Source organism: Streptomyces sp. CA-179760, assembly GCF_050937045.1.
GTDB lineage: Bacteria > Actinomycetota > Actinomycetes > Streptomycetales > Streptomycetaceae > Streptomyces.
In genome coordinates this window covers 8329770-8346851 of the sequence record NZ_JBNJLZ010000001.1, presented here as the reverse complement: position 1 = coordinate 8346851, position 17082 = coordinate 8329770, and the positions used below count along the sequence as shown (strand labels likewise).

Annotated in this window: 18 protein-coding genes, 1 tRNA gene and 1 pseudogene; 7 read left to right on the top strand and 13 right to left on the bottom strand. The window is 72.0% G+C overall.

The features are described from left to right. Window positions 1-7: 7 nt before the first annotated feature. From ACQEV8_RS37775 to ACQEV8_RS37735, 9 genes are all read right to left on the bottom strand, one after another. Window positions 8-697: an SDR family oxidoreductase gene (locus ACQEV8_RS37775; RefSeq protein WP_432969937.1), complete on the bottom strand. Its 690-nt coding sequence runs from the start codon at window positions 695-697 to the stop codon at window positions 8-10. Then, on the bottom strand, window positions 694-1575 hold the full coding sequence (locus tag ACQEV8_RS37770; protein ID WP_432969934.1) for a cupin domain-containing protein: 882 nt from the start codon (window positions 1573-1575) through the stop codon (window positions 694-696). Before ACQEV8_RS37770 ends, ACQEV8_RS37775 begins: the two co-directional genes overlap by 4 nt. Then, on the bottom strand, window positions 1572-2933 hold the full coding sequence (locus ACQEV8_RS37765; RefSeq protein ID WP_432969931.1) for an amidohydrolase family protein: 1362 nt from the start codon (window positions 2931-2933) through the stop codon (window positions 1572-1574). Before ACQEV8_RS37765 ends, ACQEV8_RS37770 begins: the two co-directional genes overlap by 4 nt. A 45-nt stretch (window positions 2934-2978) precedes the next feature. Then, window positions 2979-3959 (bottom strand): alpha-ketoacid dehydrogenase subunit beta, encoded by a 981-nt coding sequence (locus tag ACQEV8_RS37760; RefSeq protein ID WP_432969928.1) that lies wholly within the window; start codon window positions 3957-3959, stop codon window positions 2979-2981. After that, window positions 3947-4924: a thiamine pyrophosphate-dependent dehydrogenase E1 component subunit alpha gene (locus ACQEV8_RS37755; RefSeq protein ID WP_432969925.1), complete on the bottom strand. Its 978-nt coding sequence runs from the start codon at window positions 4922-4924 to the stop codon at window positions 3947-3949. The genes ACQEV8_RS37760 and ACQEV8_RS37755 overlap by 13 nt, the downstream gene beginning before the upstream one ends. Further along, window positions 4924-6261 carry a M24 family metallopeptidase gene (locus ACQEV8_RS37750; RefSeq protein ID WP_432969922.1) on the bottom strand — a complete coding sequence of 446 codons (1338 nt, stop codon included), beginning with the start codon at window positions 6259-6261 and terminating at the stop codon, window positions 4924-4926. The genes ACQEV8_RS37755 and ACQEV8_RS37750 overlap by 1 nt, the downstream gene beginning before the upstream one ends. A 52-nt stretch (window positions 6262-6313) precedes the next feature. Next, on the bottom strand, window positions 6314-6502 hold the full coding sequence (locus ACQEV8_RS37745) for a cupin domain-containing protein (RefSeq protein ID WP_432969919.1): 189 nt from the start codon (window positions 6500-6502) through the stop codon (window positions 6314-6316). Beyond that, complete coding sequence (locus ACQEV8_RS37740; protein WP_432969916.1) at window positions 6502-6951, bottom strand: helix-turn-helix domain-containing protein; 450 nt, start codon at window positions 6949-6951, stop codon at window positions 6502-6504. Before ACQEV8_RS37740 ends, ACQEV8_RS37745 begins: the two co-directional genes overlap by 1 nt. A 146-nt stretch (window positions 6952-7097) precedes the next feature. Beyond that, the gene (locus ACQEV8_RS37735; RefSeq protein WP_432969913.1) at window positions 7098-8225 is read right to left on the bottom strand and encodes a sensor histidine kinase; all 1128 of its coding nucleotides are present in this window, start codon (window positions 8223-8225) and stop codon (window positions 7098-7100) included. Between the two features lie 242 nt (window positions 8226-8467). Between ACQEV8_RS37735 and ACQEV8_RS37730 the strand changes: the two genes are divergently transcribed. The 7 genes from ACQEV8_RS37730 to ACQEV8_RS37700 all read left to right on the top strand — a co-directional run bounded on the left by ACQEV8_RS37730 (window position 8468) and on the right by ACQEV8_RS37700 (window position 15300). After that, on the top strand, window positions 8468-9208 hold the full coding sequence (locus ACQEV8_RS37730) for a response regulator (RefSeq protein ID WP_432969910.1): 741 nt from the start codon (window positions 8468-8470) through the stop codon (window positions 9206-9208). A 110-nt stretch (window positions 9209-9318) separates the two neighbouring features. Continuing rightward, window positions 9319-10143, top strand: coding sequence for a hypothetical protein (locus ACQEV8_RS37725; RefSeq protein ID WP_432969907.1), 825 nt, complete (start codon window positions 9319-9321; stop codon window positions 10141-10143). A gap of 137 nt (window positions 10144-10280) precedes the next feature. Beyond that, the gene (locus ACQEV8_RS37720) at window positions 10281-11093 is read left to right on the top strand and encodes an SAM-dependent methyltransferase (RefSeq protein ID WP_432969904.1); all 813 of its coding nucleotides are present in this window, start codon (window positions 10281-10283) and stop codon (window positions 11091-11093) included. Window positions 11094-11109: 16 nt separating this feature from the next. Beyond that, entirely contained in the window at window positions 11110-12513 is a 1404-nt protein-coding gene (locus tag ACQEV8_RS37715) for a glutamine synthetase (protein WP_432969901.1), read from the top strand. A 1-nt stretch (window position 12514) separates the two neighbouring features. Then, complete coding sequence (locus tag ACQEV8_RS37710) at window positions 12515-13654, top strand: amidohydrolase family protein (RefSeq protein ID WP_432969898.1); 1140 nt, start codon at window positions 12515-12517, stop codon at window positions 13652-13654. A gap of 76 nt (window positions 13655-13730) precedes the next feature. Further along, on the top strand, window positions 13731-14267 hold the full coding sequence (locus ACQEV8_RS37705; RefSeq protein WP_215117242.1) for an NUDIX hydrolase family protein: 537 nt from the start codon (window positions 13731-13733) through the stop codon (window positions 14265-14267). Window positions 14268-14298: 31 nt separating this feature from the next. Next, the gene (locus ACQEV8_RS37700; protein WP_432969894.1) at window positions 14299-15300 is read left to right on the top strand and encodes a glycoside hydrolase family 43 protein; all 1002 of its coding nucleotides are present in this window, start codon (window positions 14299-14301) and stop codon (window positions 15298-15300) included. Window positions 15301-15367: 67 nt separating this feature from the next. Here ACQEV8_RS37700 and ACQEV8_RS37695 read toward each other — a convergent pair. From ACQEV8_RS37695 to ACQEV8_RS37680, 4 genes and pseudogenes are all read right to left on the bottom strand, one after another. Continuing rightward, a tRNA-Pro gene (locus ACQEV8_RS37695) sits at window positions 15368-15441 on the bottom strand. A 108-nt stretch (window positions 15442-15549) separates the two neighbouring features. After that, window positions 15550-15909, bottom strand: coding sequence for an MmcQ/YjbR family DNA-binding protein (locus tag ACQEV8_RS37690; protein ID WP_432969891.1), 360 nt, complete (start codon window positions 15907-15909; stop codon window positions 15550-15552). Window positions 15910-15939: 30 nt separating this feature from the next. Further along, window positions 15940-16473: a GNAT family N-acetyltransferase gene (locus tag ACQEV8_RS37685; protein ID WP_432969888.1), complete on the bottom strand. Its 534-nt coding sequence runs from the start codon at window positions 16471-16473 to the stop codon at window positions 15940-15942. Continuing rightward, window positions 16470-17049 (bottom strand): annotated as a pseudogene (locus ACQEV8_RS37680) (helix-turn-helix domain-containing protein). Before ACQEV8_RS37680 ends, ACQEV8_RS37685 begins: the two are co-directional and overlap by 4 nt. Window positions 17050-17082 lie beyond the last annotated feature (33 nt).

The following is a 17082-nucleotide window of genomic DNA, read 5'->3' as shown; positions in this document are numbered from 1 at the left end:
CGGACACTCACCCCAGCAGCCACCCTCCGTCCACGCTCAGTTCGACCGCGTTGACCGAGCGGTTGCGCAGCAGGAAGTCGACCGCGTCCACCACGTCCGCCATCGTGGCGAGGCGTCCCGTGGGTGTCTCGGTGCGCAGTGTGGTGAGCACCTTCTCGGGCTTGGCCTGCCAGTACGGGCTGTCGCCGACGACACCCGGATGCACGGAGTTGACCCGGACCGGAGCGAGTTCGACGGCGAGGGAGTTCATCAGGCCGCGCACACCCGCATTGACGGTCGCCACTGTCGTCGCGCCCGGATACGGACGTTCCTTGGCCTGTCCGCCGAACAGCACGATGGCGCTGTCGTCGTGCAGCCGGGTGCGCAGCGTGTGCACGACCTCGGTGTAGCCGACGAGCTTGAGGGTGACCAGCCGCAGCGCGGCGTCGATGTCGTACTCGGTCACCTTGTTGTCATCCCGGGAGACACCCGCGATCACCAGATGGTCGACGCGCCCCATGCCGGCCAGCGCCGCCGCGACCTCCAGCGGTCGTCCCAGGTCGAGGGCGATGCCGCGGGCACCGAACTCCTTGGCGAGCGTGTCGGCTCTGTGGGCGTCGCGGCCGGTCAGGACCACGTCGTCCCCGCACTCCGCCCGGCTGCGGGCGAATTCGAGGCCGATCCCCGACGTGCCTCCGACGACAAGGACACTGCTCATGACTCCTCCTCAAGCGCCTGGCGCAGGTAGTCCCAGTCCCGCGTGAACCGGTAGGAGTGTCGCGACGGCGGCTGCGGCGCCTGCGTCTCCAGCCACCTCAGGGGCCCCTGCCCGGCGTTGACGAACCCATGCACACAACCGGCGCCCGCCCACGCGAGGTCCCCGGGTTCCAGCCGGTACCGCTCGCCGTCGAGGGTGGCCTCCGCCACGCCCTCCAGGATCAGATACGTCTCCTCGAAGGGATGGTCGTGCGTGCCGATGACGCCGTCGGACGCGTACCGCACCATGAACATCGTCGAGGCGACCGCGCCCAGGTCGCCGTCGACCATCATCTTCACGGTGATCCCGCTGTAGACCAGCAGCGCGGTCCGCATGCTCGCGGTGACGGCCAGCAGGTCCTGGGACTGTCTGGCGGGATCCATCTGGTCGGGCTCGAAGTGCCCGAAGGTCCGGGTGCGCGGGTCACGGACGTCGATGGGGACCGGGTCGCGTGCGGGCAGCTCCGGTACCGCCTGGGTGTCGTGCCCGTAGCGCGCCCGCGGCACGGGGGCCAGCATGTCCGCCCAGCGCCCGCCGGTGTCCCCGGCCCCCCGCCAGGCGTGCGGAACGCCGGTCGGCAGGAGGCCGTAGTCGCCTCCCTCCAGGAGGTAGGACCCCTCGGGCACGTCGAGGATCACCGCCCCGTCGAGGACGTGGAAGGTCTCCTCGTACGAGTGCACATGGGCGGGCACGCGGCCGTCCGGCCGCAGTTCACAGAGGCCGAAGCCGGTGTGCACACTGCCGTCGTCCTCGCCGACCAGCGTCCGCCGCCGGTGGCCGTGGCCGTCGTACGGCGGATCGGCCCCGTCGGCGGCGCGGCGCACCAGGTGGTTCGTCATGCGGTGGCCCTCTCCCCCTTCGCCTCCTTCGCCGCGAGGAGCCGGTCGCGGGACTCCTCGACGAGCCGGCGGGCCCGCCCGGTGTCAGCGAGCAGCCTCCCGTCGCGCTTGTGGATCACGCCGTCGACCAGAACGGTGTCCACGTTGGAGACGTCGGCGCACAGGGCCACCGCGGCTGCCGCGTCGTGCACGGGAGCGACGTTCGGCGCGGTGGCGTCGATCGCGACGATGTCGGCGCGCTTGCCGGGCGTCAGGGAACCGGTGCGGTCCTCCAGACCTGCGACGTGGGCGCCGTTGACGGTGGCGAGCTCCAGCATCCGGCGCGCTGTCAGCATGGTGCTGGGCGCCGGCAGGTTGGCCTGCCAGCAGTCGGCGTTGACGCGGGCGCGTTCGGCGCCGAAGGCGGCGCGGATCTGGGTGAACATGTCGCCGGGCACGGTGGTGACGACGTCGATGCTGAGCGAGGGCCGCAGACCGTGCTCGATCGCCTGCATCACGGGCGGCCAGCCGTGCCCCATCTGGAGCTCCACCTGCGGCGCGACCGACACCGTGCCACCGCTGTCGGCGACCATCCGCCACTCCTCCTCGCTGAAGTAGCAGCAGTGGACGTAGGTGGTGTCCGGGCCGAGGAGTCCCATGCCGTGGAGCTGCTTGACCATGCCGAAGCGGCCGGCGAGGCGCCCCATGGCCACGTGCACGGTGATCGGGATGCCCAGCTCGCGCGCCAGGGCCCACTCGGCGGCGACGACCTCGTTGACGCAGAACCCGGGTCCGCGGGTGGCGAGGCCCATGGTCAGCAGGCCGTCGTCGGACGCGAAGTACCTCGACCGGATCCTGCGTACGTCGTCGGCCGGGATCGCGATCTTGCTCTCGAACCAGTACTCGGCGAGGGAGGTGTTGGCGCTGCCGTACGCGTACTGCGCCCGGATGCCGGACTCCTTCAGGCCCTGGATCGCGGCGTCCGGGTGCTCGGGGGTGTTGTTGATGTGCGACCAGTCGACGAGCGTGGTGATGCCGGCGTTGAGGCATTCGAGCGCGCCCGCGAGGTTGCCGGCGTAGACGTCCTGCGGGGTGTAGAGGGGTGCGAAGCTGTCGAGGACGTCGACGAAGTAGTCATCGAGGGTGGCGTCGGGTGCGACGCCCCGGAGCGGGGCCTCCCAGGTGTGGCGGTGGGTGTCGACGAATCCGGGGACGACGATGCGGCCGGTCATGTCGAGGACCTCGGCGTCGGCGCTGATCTCGGGCCGCACGGCCGCGATCCTGCCGTCCTCGACGAGGACGTCCCCCTGGGGCAGGTCCCCGATGTCGGGGTCCATCGAGATCACGTGACCGGAGCGCAGCAGTGTCCTGGTGGTCATCGCGCTTCCTCCCATGGGCTGTTCGGTGCGGGGCCGGCGGGCAGCTCAGTACGCGGCGAGTCTTCGGACCGCCGTGACGACCTTGTCGACGGTGGGGATGACCTGCTCCTCCAGCGCGTCGGCGAACGGCAGCGGGACGCACTCCCCCGCCACCCGCCGCACGGGCGCGTCCAGCAGGCCGAAACCCTCGTCGGCGACGACCGAGACGACGGTGGCGCCCCAGCCGCCCTGGTACGGGTTCTCCTCGACGGTGACGAGCCGCGAGGTCTTGTTCAGTGAGCCGAGGACCGTCGTGGTGTCCAGCGGGACCAGCGAGCGCAGGTCGATCACCTCCGCCTCGATCCCCTCCCCCGACAGCACGTCGGCGGCCCGCAGGGCCAGGGGCACCGTGGAGGCCAGCGCGACGAGCGTGACGTCCGTGCCCTCGCGCACGACGGAGGCCCGCCCCAGTTCGACGAGGTGGCCGGGCGGTGGCGGTGTCCCCTTGGTGGCCAGCAGGGCCTTGTGCTCGAAGAAGACCACGGGGTCGTCGCTGCGGATCGCCGCCGCCAGCATGCCGATGACGTCGGCAGGGGTCGCCGGTGCCGCGATCTTCAGGCCGGGGACGGTCAGCGCCCAGTTCTCGGTGGCCTGGGAGTGCTGGGCCCCGAAGCCGAGTCCGCCGCCGTTGGCGGTGCGCACGACGAGCGGCACGGTCACCTGGCCGCCGGTCATGTAGCGGACCTTGGGGATCTCGTTGGCGAGGTAGTCCCAGCAGCAGGCCAGGAAGTCGGAGAACATGATCTCCGCCACGGGCCGCATCCCGGTCATGGCGGCGCCCATCGCCGCGCCCACGATGGCCTGTTCGGAGATGGGCGTGTCCCACACCCGCTCGGGCCCGAACTCCTTGTGCAGCCCCACGGTCGTCTTGAACACACCGCCGGCCGCGCCGATGTCCTCCCCGAGGCACACCACCGACGCGTCCCGGCGCATCTCGCGCGCGATGCCCTCGGCGACGGCGTCCCGGTAGGTGATCACGTCCGCCATGCGGCACCTCCGTCGGCCCACACGTCGGTCAGCGCCTCCCGCGGGTCGGGCGGCGGCGCGGCCTTCGCCGTCTCGACGGCCCGCTCCACGACGGCCCGGGCCCGCTCGTCGGCCTCAGCGACCGCCTCCGCCCCGATGCCCAGCTCGGCGAGCCGTCCCCGCGCGAGGTCCAACGGGTCGTGCTTCAGCCACCGTTCGACCTCCTCGGCCGGGCGGTAGGTGGCGGGGTCGGCGCGGCTGTGACCGTAGTGCCGGTAGGTCTCGGCCTCCAGCACGGCGGGCCCGTCTCCCGCCCGGGCCCGCCCCGCGAGCCGGTCCACCGCTTCCGCCACGGCCACCACGTCGTTGCCGTCGACGACCTCGCCCGGGATGCCGTACGCGGGCGCCCGGTCGGCGGCGGGCCGGGGCACGGCCGTGACGTCGGCGATGGGGGTGTACTCCATGTACAGGTTGTTCTCGCAGACGAACAGCACGGGCAGCTTCCACACGGCGGCCAGATTGAGCGACTCGTGGAAGGCGCCGATGTTGGTGGCGCCGTCGCCGAAGAAGGCGACCGCGAGCTGCTCGGTCCCCCTGAGCCGGGCCGACCAGGCCGCGCCGACCGCCATAGGGAGGTGGGATCCGACGATGGCGTACGAGCCGTGCATGCCGGTGGCCGCCTTGGTCAGGTGCATCGAGCCGCCCTTGGCCCGGCACAGCCCGGTCGCCCGGCTCATCAGCTCGGCCAGGCACTCCTCGGGGCCGGCGCCCCGGGCGAGGGCATGGTGGTGGCCCCTGTAGGTGGCGAACACATAGTCGTCGGGGCGCAGGGCGGCACTCGCGCCGACGGCGATGGCCTCCTGCCCGGCGGCGAGGTGGGTGGTGCCCTTCACCAGCCCTTGCAGGAACAGGTCGTGGGCGGCCTTCTCCGTACGGCGGATGACGGCCATCCGCTCGTAGGCGTCGAGGAGCCGGGCCGGTTCCATCAGTCCGCCCCGTCGCCACGGGAGGTGTTGAGGTGGGACTGCGCCTCGCGGCGGGTGTTCAGCTCGCCGCCCACCGTCCAGTACTTGCGCCCGGCCACCAGCAGTTCCTCGGCGGGGAACTTGGTGATGACCTCGCAGCCGTCGGCGGTGACGACCAGTTCCTCCTCGATCCGGGCGGCGGACCAGCCGTCGGCGGCCGGCCAGTAGGTCTCCAGGGCGAACACCATGCCCTCCTCGAGGACTTCGGGGTGGTCGAGGGAGACCAGACGGCTGAAGATCGGCTTCTCCCAGATCGACAAGCCCACGCCGTGGCCGTACTGCAGGGCGAAGGCGGCCGTCTCGTCGGTGAAGCCGAACTCCTCGGCGCGCGGCCAGACCCGGACGATGTCGGCGGTGGTGGCGCCCGGCCGGACGAGCGCGATCGCCTGGTCCATGTACTCCCGGCAGCGCACGTACGCGTCCCGTTGCGCGCGGGAGGCGCTGCCCACGGCGAAGGTGCGGTAGTAGCAGGTGCGGTAGCCGAGATGGCTGTGCAGGATGTCGAAGAAGGCCGGGTCGCCGGGGCGGATCAGCCGGTCGCTGTAGACATGCGGGTGCGGTGAACAGCGCTCGCCCGAGATGGCGTTGACGCCCTCGACGTACTCGCTGCCGAGGTCGTACAGGACCTTGCTGACGACCCCGACGCACTCGTTCTCGCGGACCCCCGGGCGCAGGTAGCCGTAGAGCTCCTCGTAGGCCGCGTCGACCATGGCGCAGGCCTGGGTGAGCAGGGCGATCTCGTCGCCGGTCTTGATGCGGCGGGCCTCCAGGAAGACCTGCTGTCCGTCGACGACGTCGATGCCCTCGGCACGCAGGGCGGCGAGGACGGGCATCTCGGCGACGTCGACGCCGAGCGGTTCGTTCGCCAGCCCGTGCTCGCGCAGCTCGGCGGCGATCTTGGCGGCCACGTCCTCGGCGATCCCGGCGTCCGGGTGGAAGGCGCCGCGCAGGGTGGAGATGCCGGCGCGGGCGCCGGTGGGAGGGCCGCCCTTGCCGTCGCTGTAGTCGAGCCACGGGTTGTACAGCTGGTGGTGGCGGGCGGCGGAGCCGAAGTCCCAGACGACCGGTTCGCCGTCGCGCACCAGCAGGGCGAAGCGGATCAGCTTGTCCATCGCCCAGGTGCCGATATGTGTGGCCGTCATGTAGCGGATGTTGGCGAAGTCGAAGCTGAGCACCGCGCCCAGCTCGGAACGGTTCAGGGACTCGTGCAGCCGGGCCAGCCGCTGCCCGCGCAGCCGGTCCAGGTCGACGCGCTCTTCCCAGTCGACGGCGTTGGGGCCGTATGTGCGGATCGCCATGGCGACCACCCCCACTTCGGAGTGAACGCCCGGGTGACAGGAGTGTCAAGTGTCACTGAACATCGCCGGACACGAACCAGACGCCCACAGCGGGTACCTCTCCATCGTTGCGGTATCGGTGGGGAGTCGTCGACTCGAAGCAGACGGCATCGCCCGGGCGCACCGTGTACTCGTCGAAACCGAGGGTGAGGATCAGCTCGCCGGAGGTCAGATAGCCGTACTCGGCGCCCCCGTGCCGCATCAGGCCGCCGGAGCCCGCCGAGGAGCCGCCGGGCCGGTAGGTGACCAGCAGGAAGTCGACGTCCGCGCCCGGCACCCGCCCGAGGCGCTCCCACACGACCCCGAGTCCAGCTCCAGCGTCTCGCGCTCACCCGCGCCGACCAGCGGGCCGATCCGCCGCCCCGGGTCGGCGGCGAAGGCCGCGAGGGCGTGCGGGAGGGAACCGGGCGTGCTCGCACCCACCACGGGCGACGAGACCCGTGCGTCGAAGAGCGACTCCACGGAGATCCCCAGGGCCGTCGTGATCGCGTACAGCGTGCTGACGGAGGGCTGGCTCTTGCCGGTCTCGATCTGCGACACGAGACTGGCCGACACGCCGACCTCCCGGGCCAGCGCGCGCAGGCTCGTGCCGCGCTCCAGCCGGGCCTGCCGGATGCGCGCGCCGACGGGCGGCACGACGGCGGGTGACACGGGCGGCTCCTCTCACGCTCGGCGGGTCTGCGGCTTCGCTCCCCGGGTGTACGGCTTCGCTCGGCAGGTGTACAGCTTCGCTCGGCGGGTGTACAGCTTCATTGAACAGCGCACGGGAGCCCGGAAGCCAGGTGCGGAGTGGCCACTCACTGCTTCCCGGCCGGGAACACCGCCCGCACCTGCCAGCCCGCACCCGCTTCCCCGGCCGGGCCCCCGCGCGGCCCGGCGCGCAGTTCGCCGCCCAGCGCGGTCACCCGTTCCGTCAGTCCGACCAGGCCGAAGCCGCCGCCGTGGGCGGCCTCCGGGAGCTGAGTGCCGCCGTGGCCGTCGTCGGTCACCGTGACCTCCACCCGGTCGCCGGATCGGGCCAGACGGACGGTGACCCGTGTGGCGTCGGCCGCGTGGCGCCGTACGTTGGTCAGCGCCTCCTGGACGACCCGGAAGGCCGCCGCCTGAACCTCGTGCGGCAGGTCGTCGGAGACGGCCGGGTCGCGTTGCAGGGTGGACTTCTGGACCGGGCTTGCGAAGCCCGCGACCAGGTCGGAGATGCCGGCCAGATCGCCGACGGGGCGGCGGTCGGCGGCCTCGGGACCGGTGTCGCGCAGCACGCCGACCGTGCGCCGCATGGAAGCCAGTGCCTCGGTCGCGGCGTGCTCGATACCGGCCAGGACGGGGTCCAGGTCCTCCTGCGGTTGCCGGTCGGCCATCATGCGGGCCACCCGCGTCTGCACGAGGATCCCGGTGACGTGGTGGGCGACGAAGTCGTGCAGGTCGGCGGCGATCGCGACACGTTCGGCACGGCGGGTCTCGCCGACCGCGACGGTGCGCCGGTAGTCCAGGGAGCGCAGGTACGCGGCGGATCCGGCGGTGAACCCGATCAGGATCAGGCCGACCACGATGAACACGAGGGCGTCCGACAGCGACCGGAAGTAACGCCCCGGCAGCAGAAGCAGGGCGACCGCGTCGAGCACGCCGCAGAGCAGGGCCGACGGCCACGGGCAGTGACGTACGGCGATGAACAGCAGGCTCAGCAGGATCACCACCTCGCCCGGCCCGAACAGCGCCTCCGCGCGGTCCGTCAGCAGCACCCCCGCCGTGAAGAGCACGGAGATCATGGCGGGCACGGCGGTGCGCAGCTGCGGGGTGAGCCACGAGGGCCGCCGCTCGACCGGCCACAGCACGGCGGCGAACCCGGCGAGGAGCACCGTCGCCGACAGCCAGAGGCCGTGGCTGAAGGCGGCCGCGATCAGCAGGTCGTAGACCGAGGCCGCCACGAGGAGCCCGACGCCGAAGCCCCGCGCGCAGCCCCGGGGGAGGTGGATCTCATGCGGATCACGGTAGGCGAGACCCCCGCGCGGCGGGATCGGCCGAACGGCCGAGGGCCCGCTTCCGGGCCCGGCCGTTCGGCGGAGGCCCGCATCCGGGACCGCGGGCGAGGATGGAGCAGCTTCCGGAAGATGGAGCCGCTTCCACCTGACGCCCCTGCCCGGCCCCCGCCCTGAGGCATGATCGACCCATGACGACCCCCGTCCCACCGGGCCCGGCCCGCGCCTCCGGCGCCGCCGGTCGCTCCGGCGCTCCCATCCGGGTGCTCATCGCGGACGACCAGGACATGGTCCGCACCGGATTCCGTTTCTTCCTCGACGCCCAGCCGGACATCACCGTGGTCGCCGAGGCCCGCGACGGCGAGGAAGCCCTCGCGCTGGCCCGCCGTGAGCGGCCGGACGTGTGTCTGCTGGACATCCGGATGCCGAAGCTGGACGGTCTGGAGGCGACCCGGCTGCTGGCCGGACCGGATGTCGCCGACCCGCTGCGGGTGGTCGTGGTCACCACCTTCGATCTCGACGAATACGTGTACGGCGCGCTGCGCGGCGGCGCCTGCGGCTTCCTGCTCAAGGACTCCGGGCCGACCCTGCTCGCGGAGGCCGTCCGCGCCGCCGCCGCGGGCGACTCGCTGGTCTCCCCGTCGGTCACGGTCCGTCTGCTCAAGCACATCACCGCCGTCCCGGCCGCCGACGGCGTGCGACAACCGGCCCCCACCGCCCCGCTCCAGGAGCCGCTGACCGAGCGCGAACTGGACGTGGTCCGCCTGGTCGCCCTCGGCCGCACCAACGCCGAGATCGCGGCCGGACTGTACGTCTCCCTCTCCACGGTCAAGACGCACCTGTCCAGCGTGCAGCTGAAACTGGCCGCCCGGAACCGCGTCGAGATCGCGGCCTGGGCCTGGCAGAACGGGCATGCGCGGGCCGGAACATGAGCCGTCTTCGCTCCGGGCGGCGCTCACCCGATCGGTCCGGTGCCGGTGGTGGGCCGTCGGTGCCGGTGGTGCGCTGAGGACACGCGTCCCGTTCCCAGGAGGCACTCCCGATGACCCGTCGTCCGTCCCCGCTCGCCCGCGTTCTCTCCTCCGCTCTGGCGGCAGGCACTCTGCTCACCACCGCCGCCTGCTCGGACGGCGGCGCCGAAGACGGATCACGGGCGTCGGGCATCACCGCGACACAGGTCGCCGGGAAGCAGCAGACCCCCTCTCCCACGGCCACCCTCACCGAGAGCGGCGCCCGGACCGCGCTGATCACCGAAGCGGACATCGAGGACGACTGGACCCAGGTCAAGGACACGGAGGCCGAGAACTGGAACGACAGTCTGGTCATCGGCACGGTCGACGTCTCCGACTTCCTCACCGCCAAGACCGACGCCGCCGACTGCCAGCGCCTCATGAACTCCCTGTTCGACGACGATCTGCTGGGCAGGCCGTCGGGAGCGAACGCGCTGCGCGGCTTCGAGGAGGGCGACTCACGCCTGCTGTACCAGGTCGCCTCCTACGACCGGACCGACCCGCAGGACTCCCTGAACTGGATGGCGACCCTGCCGGAGAAGTGCGACCAGTTCACCGTCACCGAGGACGGCGAACAGCGCACCGTCCAGGTCATCGAGACCTCGCCGCCGAAGGTGGGCGACGCCCGTCAGGGCCTGCGCGTGACGGTGCAGGGGACGACCGGGGGTGCGGAGGCCACGCTGACCCTGACCGTGGCGGCCGTACGCGTCGGCAACGACGCCATCACCGTCACGGCGGGCGGGCTCGACGGGGACGAGCAGGACTCCGTCGAGCAGGCGGTGAAGACCGGCACCCAGAATCTGAAGGACGTGCTGGCCGGCAAGACGCCCTCCCCGGACCCCAGCCAGGTCGAGTAGCCCGGCGACGGCTCTCTCCCGCGACGCACCGAGGGCCCTGCCCGCTCCGCCGATTCCCGGGACAGCGTGATCACCGGAACGGCACAATGGCGGCGATGGCCGGTCCTCCGGTCGCTCGTGCGAGGAGAGGAAGAGACGTGAGTGAGAGCCACACCCCGTCGAGCGGCTCGGCGCGGCTGAACACCGGTGTGGCGCACAACGCCCGCGTGTGGAACTACTGGATCGGCGGCAAGGACAACTACGAGGTCGACCAGCGGGTCGGCGAGCATGTCGCCGGCATGTTCCCGATCATCCGGGACATCGCCCGGGCGGACCGGGAGTTCCTGGGCCGGGCGGTGTCGTTCCTGGCCTCCGAGCGTGGGGTGCGGCAGTTCCTCGACATCGGCACGGGGCTGCCGACGGCGGACAACACCCACGAGATCGCCCAGCGGGTCGCGCCCGATTCACGGATCGTCTACGTCGACAACGACCCGATCGTGCTGGTGCACGCCCGCACCCTGCTGACGGGCACCCAGGACGGCGTCACCGCCTACATCGACGCCGATGTGCACGACCCGGACGCCATCCTCGAACGGGCCGGGCACACCCTGGACCTCACCCGGCCCGTCGCCGTCATGATGCTGGGGATCCTCAACTTCGTGCTGGACACCGAGAAGGCCCGGGACATCGTGCGCCGCGTGATGGCCGCGGTCCCCTCCGGCAGCTTCCTGGTCCTCACCCACCCCACCTTCGACGACGAGCTCGGCGGCGCGGGCCAGATACCGGCCATGAAGTTCTGGAACGAGAACGCCACTCCCCCGATCACCGCCCGCAGCGGCACGGACATCGCCGCGTTCTTCGAGGGTCTTGAGCTGCTCGAACCGGGCCTGGTGTCGTGCGGGCAGTGGCAGGCCGAGGCCGGCTCGGCCGTGCTGGTACCGCAGTTCGGCGCGGTGGCCGTGAAGCCCTGACCGGAGGAAGAGGCGTATGACCACCCTTGCCGATCCCGTGCCCGGCGGCCGCCCCGGCGACGTCGAGCGGGCCACCGCGCTGAGCGGCGAGCTCTCCGGGCGGGGCGTGCACGGCGTCGTGCTGGCCTATGTCGACACCGCGGGCATCGGCCGGGTGAAGACCGTCCCGACGGCCCGGCTCGCCTCCGCCGCGGCCTGGGGCGTCGGCATGTCCCCGGTGTTCGACACGTTCCTGGCGAACGACTCCATCGTCACCACCGACGTCCTCGGCTCACCCGACGGCGACCTGCGCCTCTATCCGGACCTCGACCAGCTGGTGGTGCTGGCCGGGCAGCCCGGCTGGGCGTGGGCGCCGGTCGACCGGATCACGCAGGACGGTGAGCGGCATCCCGGCTGCGCGCGCACCTTCCTGCGCCGGATCGTCACCGAGGCGGCCGAGCGCCACGGCCTCACCTTCCGGGCGGGCATCGAGATCGAGTGGACCGTGGCCCGGGGCGACGCGCCCGACGACACGTTCGTGCCCGCGACGACCGGCCCCGCCTACGGCGCCACCCGGCAGGTCGAGCTCGGCGACTACACCGCCGACCTGCTGGCGGCCTGCGCGGCGCAGGGCATCGACGTCGAACAGGTCCATCCCGAGTACGCGGCCGGGCAGTTCGAGATCTCGGTGGGGGCCGTCGACCCGGTGGCGGCGGCCGACCGCAGCGTGCTGGTACGGCAGACCGTCCGCGCGGTGGCCCAGCGGCACGGGCTGCGGGTCTCCTTCGCCCCGGCCGTCGTGGGGCAGGGCGTCGGAAACGGCGGCCACGTCCACCTCTCCGCGTGGCGCGACGGTGTCAGCCTGCACTCCGGGGGCGAGGGCCGGTACGGCATGACGGCCGAGGCGGAGTCGTTCACAGCCGGCCTCCTCGCCCATCTGCCCGCCCTCACGGCCGTGACCGCCCCGAGCCCAGCGAGCTATCTGCGGCTCAGGCCCTCCCAGTGGGCCGGCGTGTTCACCGCCTGGGGCCGCGAGACCCGGGAGACCGCCCTGCGCGTCATCACCGGCACGGCGGGCCTGCGCGACCAGGCGGCCAACCTGGAGATCAAACCGGTCGACCTGGCGGCCAACCCCTACCTCGCGATCGGCTCCCTGATCGCCGCCGGGCTGGACGGCCTGACGTCCTCCGCCGCCCTGCCCGGGGAGATCACCGGGGACCCGGCAGGGCTGGCCGAGGCGGAGGCGGCGGCGCGGGGCGTGCGGCGGCTGCCGGTCTCGCTGCAGGAGTCCGTCGAGGAGTTCCGCCAGGACGCAGCACTGCGGGCGGCACTGGGCCCGGTCCTGGCCGACGCGGTGATCGCCGTACGGCGGGGCGAACTGGCGTCCGTGGCCGGGCTGGACGACGACCAGGTGGCGGCGGCGTACCGCTGGAAGTACTGACGTGAGCGCGGTCCGCGAGACGCTCGACGCCCTGAGGCTGGTGGACCACCACTGCCACGGCACCGTCACCGCCGACCTCGACCGCGCGGCGTTCGAGGCGCTCCTCACGGAGGGCGATGTCTGGCCGGGCCTCTCGCCCTTCGACAGCCCCGTGGGCGTGGCCGTGCGCCGCCACTGCGCTCCCCTGCTGGACCTGCCCCGGCACGCCCCGGCCGAGGAGTACCTGACCCGTCGCACGGAGCTGGGGTGGCGCGAAGTGCGGCGGCGCTTCCTGCGCGCCTCGGGCACGGACGTCCTCTGCGTCGACACCGGCTTCGCCGCCGACCGGCTCACCACCCCGCCCGAACTCGCCGAGGCCGCGGTCGGGTCCGCGTACGAGGTCGTACGGCTGGAGGGGGTCGCCGAGTCGGTGCATGCCGGCGGCGTCGAACCGGACGCGTACGCGGACGCCTTCCGCGCGGCCGCGCTCGACGCCGTGCGGCGGCCCGGTGTGGTGGCGGTGAAGTCGGTGGCGGCCTACCGCACCGGCTTCGACCTGGACCCGGGCCGCCCCTCGGACGCGGAGGTCACCGAGGCCGCCCGGCGCTGGTCCGCCGACGGCGGACGGCTGGCCGACCCGGTCCTCGTACGGCACCTGCTGTGGACCGCCGTCGACCTGGGCCTGCCGCTCCAGCTGCACACCGGGTTCGGCGACAACGACATCCGGCTGCACCGGGCCGACCCCGCCCACCTCACGGACTGGCTGCACCTGACCGCCGGGACGATCCCCGTCCTGCTGCTGCACTGCTGGCCCTACCAGCGGCAGGCCGCCTACCTCGCGGCGGTCTTCGAGCAGGTGTACCTCGACGTCGGTCTCACCCTGCACTACGTCGGCCCCGCCCGGGCCGGTGCGGTCCTCGCCGAGGCTTTGGAGATCACACCGTTCCGCAAACTGCTGTACAGCTCCGACGCATACGGTGTGGCGGAGTTCTTCCACCTCGGGGCCCTGGCCTTCCGGCAGGGGCTCGCGGGGCTGCTCCAGGAGCGGGTGGACGCCGACGAGCTGTCCCTGCCGGACGCGCTGCGCATCGCGCGGTGGGCCGGGCGGGACAACGCCCTGCGGGTCTACCGGCTGCCGGACGACATGCCAGGAGGGGATTAGGACGGCGTGTGGCCGGTCACAGTTCCCCTGGAGCGGCTATCCAGGAAGCCCGAACGGCTGAAAGTATGATCAAGCGATGTCTGACATGACCGATACCACGCCCGGCTGGCTGTCCTCCGACGAACTGGAGATGACACGTGCCCGCATGCCGATCCTGTACGTCGAGGCCGTCCCCGTACGCGTCGACGACAGCGGCGAAGTCACCAGTGTCGGTGTGCTGCTGCGCATCGGACCCGACGGAACGGTCAGCCGAACGCTGGTCTCCGGCCGCGTGCTGCACCACGAGCGGGTCCGCGACGCCCTGCTGCGCCATCTGGAGAAGGACCTGGGCCCGGTCGCGCTCCCCCGCGTCCCGGCGTCGCTGCAGCCCTTCACAGTCGCGGAGTACTTCCCGACCCAGGGCATCACGGCGTACCACGACCCCCGCCAGCACGCGGTGTCGCTGGCCTACATCGTGCCGGTGACGGGCGACTGCCGTCCTCGGCAGGACGCGCTCGACCTGGTGTGGTTCAGCCCGCAGGAGGCCGTCTCCGAGGCGGTGCAGAGCGAGATGCCGGGCGGACACGGAGTGCTGCTGAAGCAGGCGCTGGCCCATGCGGGCTGTGTGATCTGACCGGGGCGGACCCGCACGAAGGGGTGAGCTGATGCGGCTTCCCGACATCCCGCTGCACGATCCGTTCGTCGTCGCCGACGGCGAGACCCGCACCTATCACCTCTACACCTCCAACGTCCCGTCCGTGTCGGGCGTGGACGGCACGGGCACGATGGTCTACCGCAGCCACGACCTGCACGACTGGACGCGCCCCGTCGTGGTGTTCCGGGCCGCCGAGCAGGAGGGCATCTGGGCGACGGACGGCGCGTGGGCGCCGGAGGTGCACGCGTGGGACGGCAGGTACTACCTGTTCACCACGCTGCACAACGAGGACAGACCGCTCCCGGTCCCGCCGCCCAACCAGTGGGGCGTCCCGTTCCGGACCCCGACCCATATGCGCGGCACGATCACGGCGGTCTCCGACTCGCTGCTCGGCCCGTTCACCGTGCTCGACCCCGCACGCCCCGTCCCGCCCGAGCACCTCATGACCCTCGACGGCACGCTGTACGTCGACCCGTCCGGGCAGCCCTGGATGGTGTACGCGCACGAGTGGCTCCAGACCGTCGACGGGACGATGGAGGCGATCCGGCTGGCTCCGGACCTGTCCCGGACGACCGGCGACCCGGTGTATCTCTTCAAGGCCTCGGACGCCCCCTGGACCGCCGAGCAGATCCCCGCGGGCGTACCGCACCAGCTCCCGCCGTACATCACCGACGGCCCTCAGCTGTACCGCACCCCTGACGGGTCCCTGCTCATGCTGTGGTCGACCTACGAGAAGGACACGGCCGGCGAGGACGGCACCGTCAGCGGCGGCTACGTGCAGACCTACGCGGTGTCGAGATCCGGGGACGTCCAAGGCCCCTGGGAGCAGCATCAGCCTCTGGTCCGCGACGACAGCGGCCACGGCATGCTGTTCCACACCTTCGACGGCCGGCTGATGATGATCCTCCACCGGCCCTTCGAGAACGCGCGCGGGAAGCTGTACGAGATGGAGCTGCGCGGCCACCAGCTGGAGGTTCTGCGCCGGCGCGACGACCTCGATGGTGGCGGGTGACCCGCAACGCTGACGCCACAACGCAATCAGCGGGCCTGCCTTCCGGCAGACCCGCTGGTCGTTTCTGTCGGGACGACAGGATTTGAACCTGCGACCCCTTGACCCCCAGTCAAGTGCGCTACCAAGCTGCGCCACGTCCCGTTGCCCGTCTGACCTGGGGGTTCCCCCGGCCGAACGCGCAGGGAAACAATACCGCACTCGCACCGGTGATCGCGCATCCGTTTCCGGGGGCCGACCCTCCCGGGGACATCACTCCGCCGTCGGGAGTCCCAGCCGGGGATGCGCCTCCAGGAGCCGGTTCGGGGCCGCCTGACGCCAGGAGTCGGCGAGGATGACCCGCAGCTCGCCCTCGTCCTCCAGCGCGTCGAGCCGGGCCCGGACCCAGGCGAACGACGCCTCGTGGTCGGCGATCCAGAACTTCTTCGGCTCGGCGAGCACCAGTTCGTCCCGCTCCACCTTGGGACAGCGCACGGCGATGGACGTCTCGTCCTCGGGCAGCGTCGCGAACATCTTCCCGGCGACCCGGAACGTGGGCATGCTCCAGGCGATCTTCTCCGTCGTGTCCGGGAAGGAGAGGGCGATACGTCGTACGTCTTCGGCATCCGGCATGGCAGGCACGGTAGCCGCTCCCACTGACAATCACCTGGTGAGGGCGCCTGCCGGAACGTGCTTGTAGTAGATCGTCGTCGGCCGGAGCACTCCGTCGGGGCTCGCCGCGTAGTCGGGGATCGCGCCGATCGCGGTCCAGTCGGCGGAGCGGTACAGATGCTCGGCGGGGCTGCCGGTCTCGGTGTCCAGGTGCAGGAGGGTGACCCCGGCCGCCGCGGCGGCGCCCTCCGCCGTCGCCAGGAGCCTGCGGCCGAGGCCGCGTCCGCGGGCGTCCGGGGCCACCATGAGCTTGACGAGTTCGGCGCGGTGACGGCTGTTGGCCTTGCCCGGGAAGGCGAGGCTCGCGGTGCCCAGCAGCCGGTCCCCGTCATACGCCGCCCACACGACGAGCCGGCCCGCGGCCACGTCGGCGGCCCGCTCCGCCCACCAGGCGAGGGCCTCCGCGCGGTCGAGCGGGGCGAGGAAGCCGACCGAGGCACCGGCGTCGACGGTGTCGGCCAGCAGGCCTGCCAGTTCCGAGAGGACCTTGCGGAGTTGCTCTTCGTCGAGACGGTTGACGATCACGGCCGCACCACCGCCAGCAGATATCGCACGCCCTCGGGAGCGGCACACCGGAACCGGGTCGGCCCCCACACGCGCATGCGCAGGCAGTCGCCGGTGCCGAGGTGGTGCTCGGTGTCCTGCGCGGTCAACGTCGAGGGCGCCTTCCAGGATCCAGATGTGCTGCTCCAGACCGGCGACGGGCGGACGGTCGTAGGCGATGTCGGCGCCCGGCGAGAGGCGCGCCTCGACGAGTTCGCCGCGCAGGGCGGAGTGCGGAGGGGACACGGACCGCCGTACGAAACCGGAGGCCTGGTCCTGCCACAGGGGCTGGTCGGTCGCCCGCACCACGGGTGCCGGCTCGGCCTCGACCTCGCTGAGCAGCTGGGACATGGTCCGCCCGTAGACGGCGCACAGACGGTTCAGCAGCGAGGCCGTGGGACTGATCTCCGCCCGCTCGGCCCGGGACAGGGTGGACCGGCTCACTCCGCTACGATCGGCCAACTCACCCAGGGACCAGCCGTGTTCGGCCCGCAGCTCGGCCAGACGGACACCCAGTCGGGTGTCGACGGGGTCCGCGCCATCACCATCTGTTCTCATATTCGGGAAACTGTCCCAGATATGAAACAGCCA

Excerpts from the sequence above, each read along its gene's own strand:
- ACQEV8_RS37760 (WP_432969928.1), bottom strand. The coding sequence starts at position 3,959 with ATGGCGGACGTGATCACCTACCGGGACGCCGTCGCCGAGGGCATCGCG.
- ACQEV8_RS37730 (WP_432969910.1), top strand. The coding sequence starts at position 8,468 with ATGACGACCCCCGTCCCACCGGGCCCGGCCCGCGCCTCCGGCGCCGCC.
- ACQEV8_RS37690 (WP_432969891.1), bottom strand. The coding sequence starts at position 15,909 with ATGCCGGATGCCGAAGACGTACGACGTATCGCCCTCTCCTTCCCGGAC.
- ACQEV8_RS37705 (WP_215117242.1), top strand. The coding sequence starts at position 13,731 with ATGTCTGACATGACCGATACCACGCCCGGCTGGCTGTCCTCCGACGAA.
- ACQEV8_RS37775 (WP_432969937.1), bottom strand. The coding sequence starts at position 697 with ATGAGCAGTGTCCTTGTCGTCGGAGGCACGTCGGGGATCGGCCTCGAA.
- ACQEV8_RS37765 (WP_432969931.1), bottom strand. The coding sequence starts at position 2,933 with ATGACCACCAGGACACTGCTGCGCTCCGGTCACGTGATCTCGATGGAC.
- ACQEV8_RS37750 (WP_432969922.1), bottom strand. The coding sequence starts at position 6,261 with ATGGCGATCCGCACATACGGCCCCAACGCCGTCGACTGGGAAGAGCGC.
- ACQEV8_RS37715 (WP_432969901.1), top strand. The coding sequence starts at position 11,110 with ATGACCACCCTTGCCGATCCCGTGCCCGGCGGCCGCCCCGGCGACGTC.
- ACQEV8_RS37770 (WP_432969934.1), bottom strand. The coding sequence starts at position 1,575 with ATGACGAACCACCTGGTGCGCCGCGCCGCCGACGGGGCCGATCCGCCG.
- ACQEV8_RS37725 (WP_432969907.1), top strand. The coding sequence starts at position 9,319 with ATGACCCGTCGTCCGTCCCCGCTCGCCCGCGTTCTCTCCTCCGCTCTG.
- ACQEV8_RS37755 (WP_432969925.1), bottom strand. The coding sequence starts at position 4,924 with ATGGAACCGGCCCGGCTCCTCGACGCCTACGAGCGGATGGCCGTCATC.
- ACQEV8_RS37700 (WP_432969894.1), top strand. The coding sequence starts at position 14,299 with ATGCGGCTTCCCGACATCCCGCTGCACGATCCGTTCGTCGTCGCCGAC.
- ACQEV8_RS37745 (WP_432969919.1), bottom strand. The coding sequence starts at position 6,502 with ATGCGGCACGGGGGCGCCGAGTACGGCTATCTGACCTCCGGCGAGCTG.